A 5,231-nucleotide genomic window follows, 5' to 3' on the forward strand; every position below is an offset into this window, starting at 1 on the left:
GCCGGGCGCCGGCCGTGTCCTCGGCGGCACGGCGCGCGGCCTCGATCATCGCGCCGCCGCCGCCGCCATGCAGCGTCAGCATCGCGGGCGGCGTGGCGCAGACCGAGCGCACGGCGCCGGCCACGGTGTTCGGGATGTCGTGGAACTTCAGGTCCAGGAAGACCGGGCGGTGCTGCCCGATCCGCTGCACCACGGCGGGGCCGGCGGCGCAGAACAGCTCCAGCCCCACCTTCACCAGCCCGACATGCGGGGCGACGGCCTCGGCCCAGCCCATGGCGCGGGCGGGGTCCGGGGTATCCAGCGCGGCAATGACGCCGCAGCGGTTCGGCTTGGCCCAGAGGGGGGAGGGGATGGAGGCGGCACTCATGCCGCCTCTTTTACGCGTGGTGCGGCGCCGGGACCAGAGCAGTGCCGGTGGGGGCGCTATTCGGCACCGGCTTGGCCTGCTGAGCGCGCAGCTCGGCCACCTCGGCCTCCAGCAGCCGGGCGGCATTGCGCATGCGGCGCGCCTCGGCGCGGTAGCGCAGCCCGCTGCCCCAGGCCAGCAGGGCGCCAAGCAGGAAGGCCAGCAGCGCCGCCCCCAGCACGGCGCCGGCCAGCGGCACCTGCCAGGCGAAGTCGAAGGGCCAGAACTGCAGGTCCACCGGCACGGTATTGGAGACCGCGAACAGCACCAGCACCAGCAGCAGCGGCAGGGCGAGGATCAAAGCCAACACGCAATCTTACTCCGCCGTTGCCGAGCCACTGCCGGCCATGCGCCGGGGAGACTGCAGCGGGCCGCCATTGACGCGCTCCCGCAGCTCCTTGCCCGGCTTGAAATAAGGCACCGCCTTGCTGGCCACTTCAACCGCTTCACCGGTGCGCGGGTTGCGGCCGGTGCGCGGGTCGCGCTGCTTGGCGGAAAAAGCGCCGAAGCCGCGCAGCTCCACCCGGTCCCCGCGCGCCAGGGCGGCGCTGATCTCGTCGAAGATCGTGCCAACGATCAACTCGACATCCGGCTGGCGCAGATGCGGATTGGCCGCCGCCAGCTGCGCGATCAGTTCCGATTTCGTCATCTCGCGCGGATCTCCTCGGGGGGCAGGGTTCTTAAATTCAGCGCCCAGGCTGCCAAACGGCCCGCACGCCGTCAACCGCAAGCCATTCTGATACAACGCTTTTGGCAAGGCCGCGCAGCGCGAAGCCAAAGGTGCGCTCAGACAGGTCCCGCGGGTCCAGGTCCCGCACCGGGGTGCCGGCCGGAATCTCCTTCGCCTCCGCCAGCCAGGCGCGCGCCTCGGGCTCGCCGCCGATGGCGTCCACCAGCTTCAGCGCCAGGGCCTGCCGCCCGGTATAGACGCGGCCATCGGCCAGCGGACGCACTTCTTCGAGCGTCATCTGCCGGCCCTTGGCCACCATGCCCATGAACTGGTTCTGCAGGTCGGAGATGACGCCCTGCATCACCACCCGCCCTTCCGGCGACAGCGGCTGGAAGGGGCTAGGCTGGGCCTTCAGCGGGCCGGAGGTGATGGTCTCCGGCCGCACGCCGAGATGCCCCAGCAGCTCCGATACATCGAAGGACTGCATCAGCACGCCGATGGAGCCGGTGACGGTGCTTTCCCGCGCGAAAACGCGCTCGGCCGGCATGGCGGCCATGAAGGCGGCGGAAGCGGCGGTGCCGCGCATCACCGCCACCACGGGCTTCTTCTCCCGGAAACGGGCCACGGCGGCATGCAGTGCCTCGCCGCCGCCGACGCTGCCGCCAGGACTGTCGATGGAGAGGATCAGCCCTTTCACCGAGGCATCGCGCGCGGCGGCATCCAGGGCCTCGGCCACACGCGGGTCGTCGGTGATGGCGCCTTCCACCTTCAGCCGGGCCAGATGCGCCCGGCCCGGCAGGCCATCGGCAGTGCCGCGGAAAGCCACGAAAGCCGCCAGGGCACCCAGGGCCACGGCAGCGACACGCCAGCCCAGAAGCTGCCGCTTCAGCCGCCGTCGGTCCACCAGCAGGTCGGATTGCAGGGAGGCGCTCATGCTGGTGGCATCCATGCCGGTATGCGATGGGCGGGGTCAAGAGTGAGACGCAAGGCCGGAGGGGCGCCGCCCCTCCAGACCTCCCCGCTGGGGTGACAGTGTCACCCCAGACCGCCATCAGTTGGGCGTCTGGCTGGCCGGTTCCGCCGGAGGGCCAGACCCTCCGGCGATTGCGGGGCCAGCTTGCGCAGCCTTTTGATCTTACAGTGAGGATGATTGGCACCTCGCGTGCCTCTCAAGCCTGAACATCTCGAAGCGGGGTCCGGGGTGGATTTTCCACGCCGGCGGGCGCCTGGGGGCAGCGCCCCCAGGCGCCCTGCCCGCAAACGAAAACGCCCCGGGTGGAGAACCACCCGGGGCGCGTCCGTTCGATCCGATCCCTTGCGGGGTTGGATCAGTCCTCGGAAGCCATCTGGTTGCGGCGGCGGATGGCCGCGCCCAGGATGTCACCCAGGGAGGCGCCGGAATCGGCGGAGCCGTATTCCTTCATCGCCTCGCGCTCTTCCTCGACTTCCTTGCCCTTGATGGTCAGGGCCAGGCGGCGGGCAGCGCGGTCCACGGCCGTCACCTTCGCATCGACCTTCTCGCCGATGGCGAACTTGTCGGGGCGCTGGTCGTTGCGGTCGCGGGCCAGCTCGGCGCGGCGGATGAAGCCCGTCAGGACCTCGTCAACCTTCACCTCGATGCCGTTCTGCTCGACCTTCGTCACCACGCAGGTCACGATGTCGTTCTTGCGCACGCGGTCCAGCACCTCGGCGGCCGGATCGGCCTCAAGCTGCTTGATGCCGAGGGAGATGCGCTCCTTCTCGACGTCCACGTCCAGCACCTTGGCCTTGACGATCTGGCCCTTCTGGTACTCGGCCATCGCCTGCTCGCCGGCGACATCCCAGGACAGGTCGGACATGTGCACCATGCCGTCGATCTCGGGAGCCAGACCCACGAACAGACCGAATTCGGTGATGTTGCGGATCTCGCCTTCCACGATCGAACCCGGGCCATGCTGCTCCAGGAACAGCTCCCACGGGTTGCCCTGGGCCTGCTTCAGGCCGAGGCTGATGCGGCGCTTCGGCTCGTCCACGTCCAGGATCAGCACGTCGACTTCCTGCGAAGTGGCGACGATCTTGCCCGGATGGACGTTCTTCTTGGTCCAGCTCATCTCGGAGACGTGGACCAGACCCTCGACGCCCGGCTCCAGCTCCACGAAGGCGCCGTAGTCGGTGATGTTGGTGACGCGGCCGGAGAACTTCGCACCCACCGGGTACTTGATCGCCACGCCTTCCCACGGGTCGGACATCAGCTGCTTCATGCCCAGGGAGATGCGCTGCGTCTCCGGGTTGAAGCGGATCACCTGCACGCGGACCTGCTGACCGATGGTCAGGGCCTCGGACGGGTGGTTGATGCGGCGCCAGGCGATGTCGGTGACATGCAGCAGGCCGTCCACGCCACCGAGGTCCACGAACGCACCGTAGTCGGTGATGTTCTTGACCACGCCGTCCAGGATCATGCCTTCCTTGAGGCCCTGGATCAGCTCGGAGCGCTGCTCGGCGCGCGTCTCTTCCAGAACCGCACGGCGGCTGACGACGATGTTGCCGCGGGCGCGGTCCATCTTCAGGATCTGGAAGGGCTGCGGGGAGCCCATCAGCGGCCCGACATCGCGCACGGGGCGGATATCCACCTGGGAGCCGGGCAGGAAGGCCACGGCACCGCCCAGGTCCACCGTGAAGCCACCCTTGACGCGACCGAAGATCACGCCGTTCACGCGCTGCTGCGCGTTGAAGGCCTTCTCCAGGTTGGTCCAGGCTTCCTCGCGGCGCGCCTTCTCACGGGACAGGACGATGGAGCCGTCCCGGTCCTCGTAACGCTCGACGAACAGCTCGATCACGTCGCCGGGCTGAACTTCGGCCTTCTGACCCTGAGGAGCGAATTCCTTCAGGGGAACGCGGCCCTCGCTCTTGAGGCCGACATCGACAACGGCAAAGTCGTCATCGACGCGGATGACGCGGCCAGTGACGACGGAGCCGGCGAAGCCGGTGTCGGCACCCAGCGTCTCGTCGAGCAGGGCAGCAAAGTCTTCGGTCATATAGCGGGAAATTCCTGCTTCTGGCCCAGGCGAGGTACCCGGGCCGGTTCCTGCGCCCCCGCCTCCGCGGGCACGGCTTGGCCGGGCGCCGTGGTTCGCGGCTTACCCTGACCCTGTGATGACAGGCGGAATATCGGCCCACCCTTGCCGGTCCGGTATATGGCCCGTCGCCGGAACGACAGGCCCGAAAACCGGACAACCTTGCCGCCAGATCGGCAGCAAGGTTTGGAAAACCGCCTAAGACAGCTTCGGGCACCTCGTCAAGCGGAATCGCCGGGCTTGAGTCCCGGCCGCACCACGCCCTGGCCGCCTTGGCGGTTCGTTTCAAATTCCAAATGGTGGCTTAGGTATTCACTTTCAAGGGCTTGGAGGCGGTGCACCTTTTCCGCGCGATTGGCTCGGCACACAACACAAGTCGCGGCGTGGCGGCTAGGCTTCTGCCTGCCAACCACAGGCGGCGAAGGCCGGCCGCATGGCGGCGGGTACCGGGGCCTTGGCCATGACCGGGGGCAAGAGCGGCAGCTTGATGGCACGGGCCAGCAGGTGCAGCCCGCCAGGGGCCGGTGTGCCGTAGAAAGGATCGCCCAGAATGGGAAAGCCCAGGGTGGCGCAATGAACACGGAGCTGATGCGTGCGGCCGGTGCGGGGGCGCAGCTCCAGCCAGCAGAGTCCGGGGCCACGGCCCAGCACGCGCCAGAGTGTGGTGGCGGGCTGGCCTTCCGGATGCGGCTCGATCCGCCAGCCACGGGCGGCGCTGCTGGTCTTGCGCAGCGGCAGGTCGATGCGGCCCTGGGCCTCGGCGGGGCCAGCGCCTTTCACCACCGCCCAATAGGTCTTTTCCGCCCGGCCGGCGGCAAACAGGGCGCCGAGTTCCGCCAGGGCGGGCTGGGTGCGGCCCAGCACCAGGCAGCCGGCGGTATCGGTATCCAGCCGGTGCGCCGGCTGCGGCACGCGCTTCTTGCCGAAGGCCAACTGCGGCAGCCAATCCTCCAGGCTCGCGCCACCGCGCGGCCCGGCATGGACCGGCAGGCCGGCGGGCTTGTCCAGCACCAGCACCGCATCGGTGCGCAGCAGGATGCGGGCGGCGATCTCCGGCGGCGGCTCGGCCGGCAGGCGGGGTGGGGGAGGCGGGCGCCGCGCG

Annotated in this window: 6 protein-coding genes; all 6 read right to left on the reverse strand. The window is 69.2% G+C overall.

Going from position 1 to position 5,231, the window contains the following annotated elements; translation table 11 throughout:
- On the reverse strand, window positions 1–367 hold a 367-nt coding region (locus tag IBL25_RS24285; protein WP_187781041.1), incomplete at its 3' end, for an orotidine 5'-phosphate decarboxylase / HUMPS family protein.
- Between the two features lie 10 nt (window positions 368–377).
- Entirely contained in the window at window positions 378–716 is a 339-nt protein-coding gene (locus IBL25_RS24290) for a lipopolysaccharide assembly protein LapA domain-containing protein (protein ID WP_187781042.1), read from the reverse strand.
- A gap of 6 nt (window positions 717–722) precedes the next feature.
- Entirely contained in the window at window positions 723–1,055 is a 333-nt protein-coding gene (gene ihfB / locus IBL25_RS24295; protein ID WP_187781043.1) for an integration host factor subunit beta, read from the reverse strand.
- A 37-nt stretch (window positions 1,056–1,092) separates the two neighbouring features.
- Window positions 1,093–2,010: a signal peptide peptidase SppA gene (sppA, locus tag IBL25_RS24300; protein WP_238940637.1), complete on the reverse strand. Its 918-nt coding sequence runs from the start codon at window positions 2,008–2,010 to the stop codon at window positions 1,093–1,095.
- A 394-nt stretch (window positions 2,011–2,404) separates the two neighbouring features.
- Window positions 2,405–4,090 (reverse strand): 30S ribosomal protein S1, encoded by a 1,686-nt coding sequence (gene rpsA / locus IBL25_RS24305; protein WP_187781045.1) that lies wholly within the window; start codon window positions 4,088–4,090, stop codon window positions 2,405–2,407.
- 429 nt (window positions 4,091–4,519) lie between these two features.
- Window positions 4,520–5,146 carry an RluA family pseudouridine synthase gene (locus IBL25_RS24310; RefSeq protein ID WP_367615682.1) on the reverse strand — a complete coding sequence of 209 codons (627 nt, stop codon included), beginning with the start codon at window positions 5,144–5,146 and terminating at the stop codon, window positions 4,520–4,522.
- Between the last annotated feature and the right edge of the window lie 85 nt (window positions 5,147–5,231).

Source organism: Pseudoroseomonas ludipueritiae (assembly GCF_014490445.1).
In the GTDB taxonomy this organism is placed as follows: Bacteria; Pseudomonadota; Alphaproteobacteria; order Acetobacterales; family Acetobacteraceae; genus Pseudoroseomonas; species Pseudoroseomonas ludipueritiae.

Excerpts from the sequence above, each read along its gene's own strand:
- rpsA (WP_187781045.1), bottom strand. The coding sequence starts at position 4,090 with ATGACCGAAGACTTTGCTGCCCTGCTCGACGAGACGCTGGGTGCCGAC.
- sppA (WP_238940637.1), bottom strand. The coding sequence starts at position 2,010 with ATGAGCGCCTCCCTGCAATCCGACCTGCTGGTGGACCGACGGCGGCTG.
- ihfB (WP_187781043.1), bottom strand. The coding sequence starts at position 1,055 with ATGACGAAATCGGAACTGATCGCGCAGCTGGCGGCGGCCAATCCGCAT.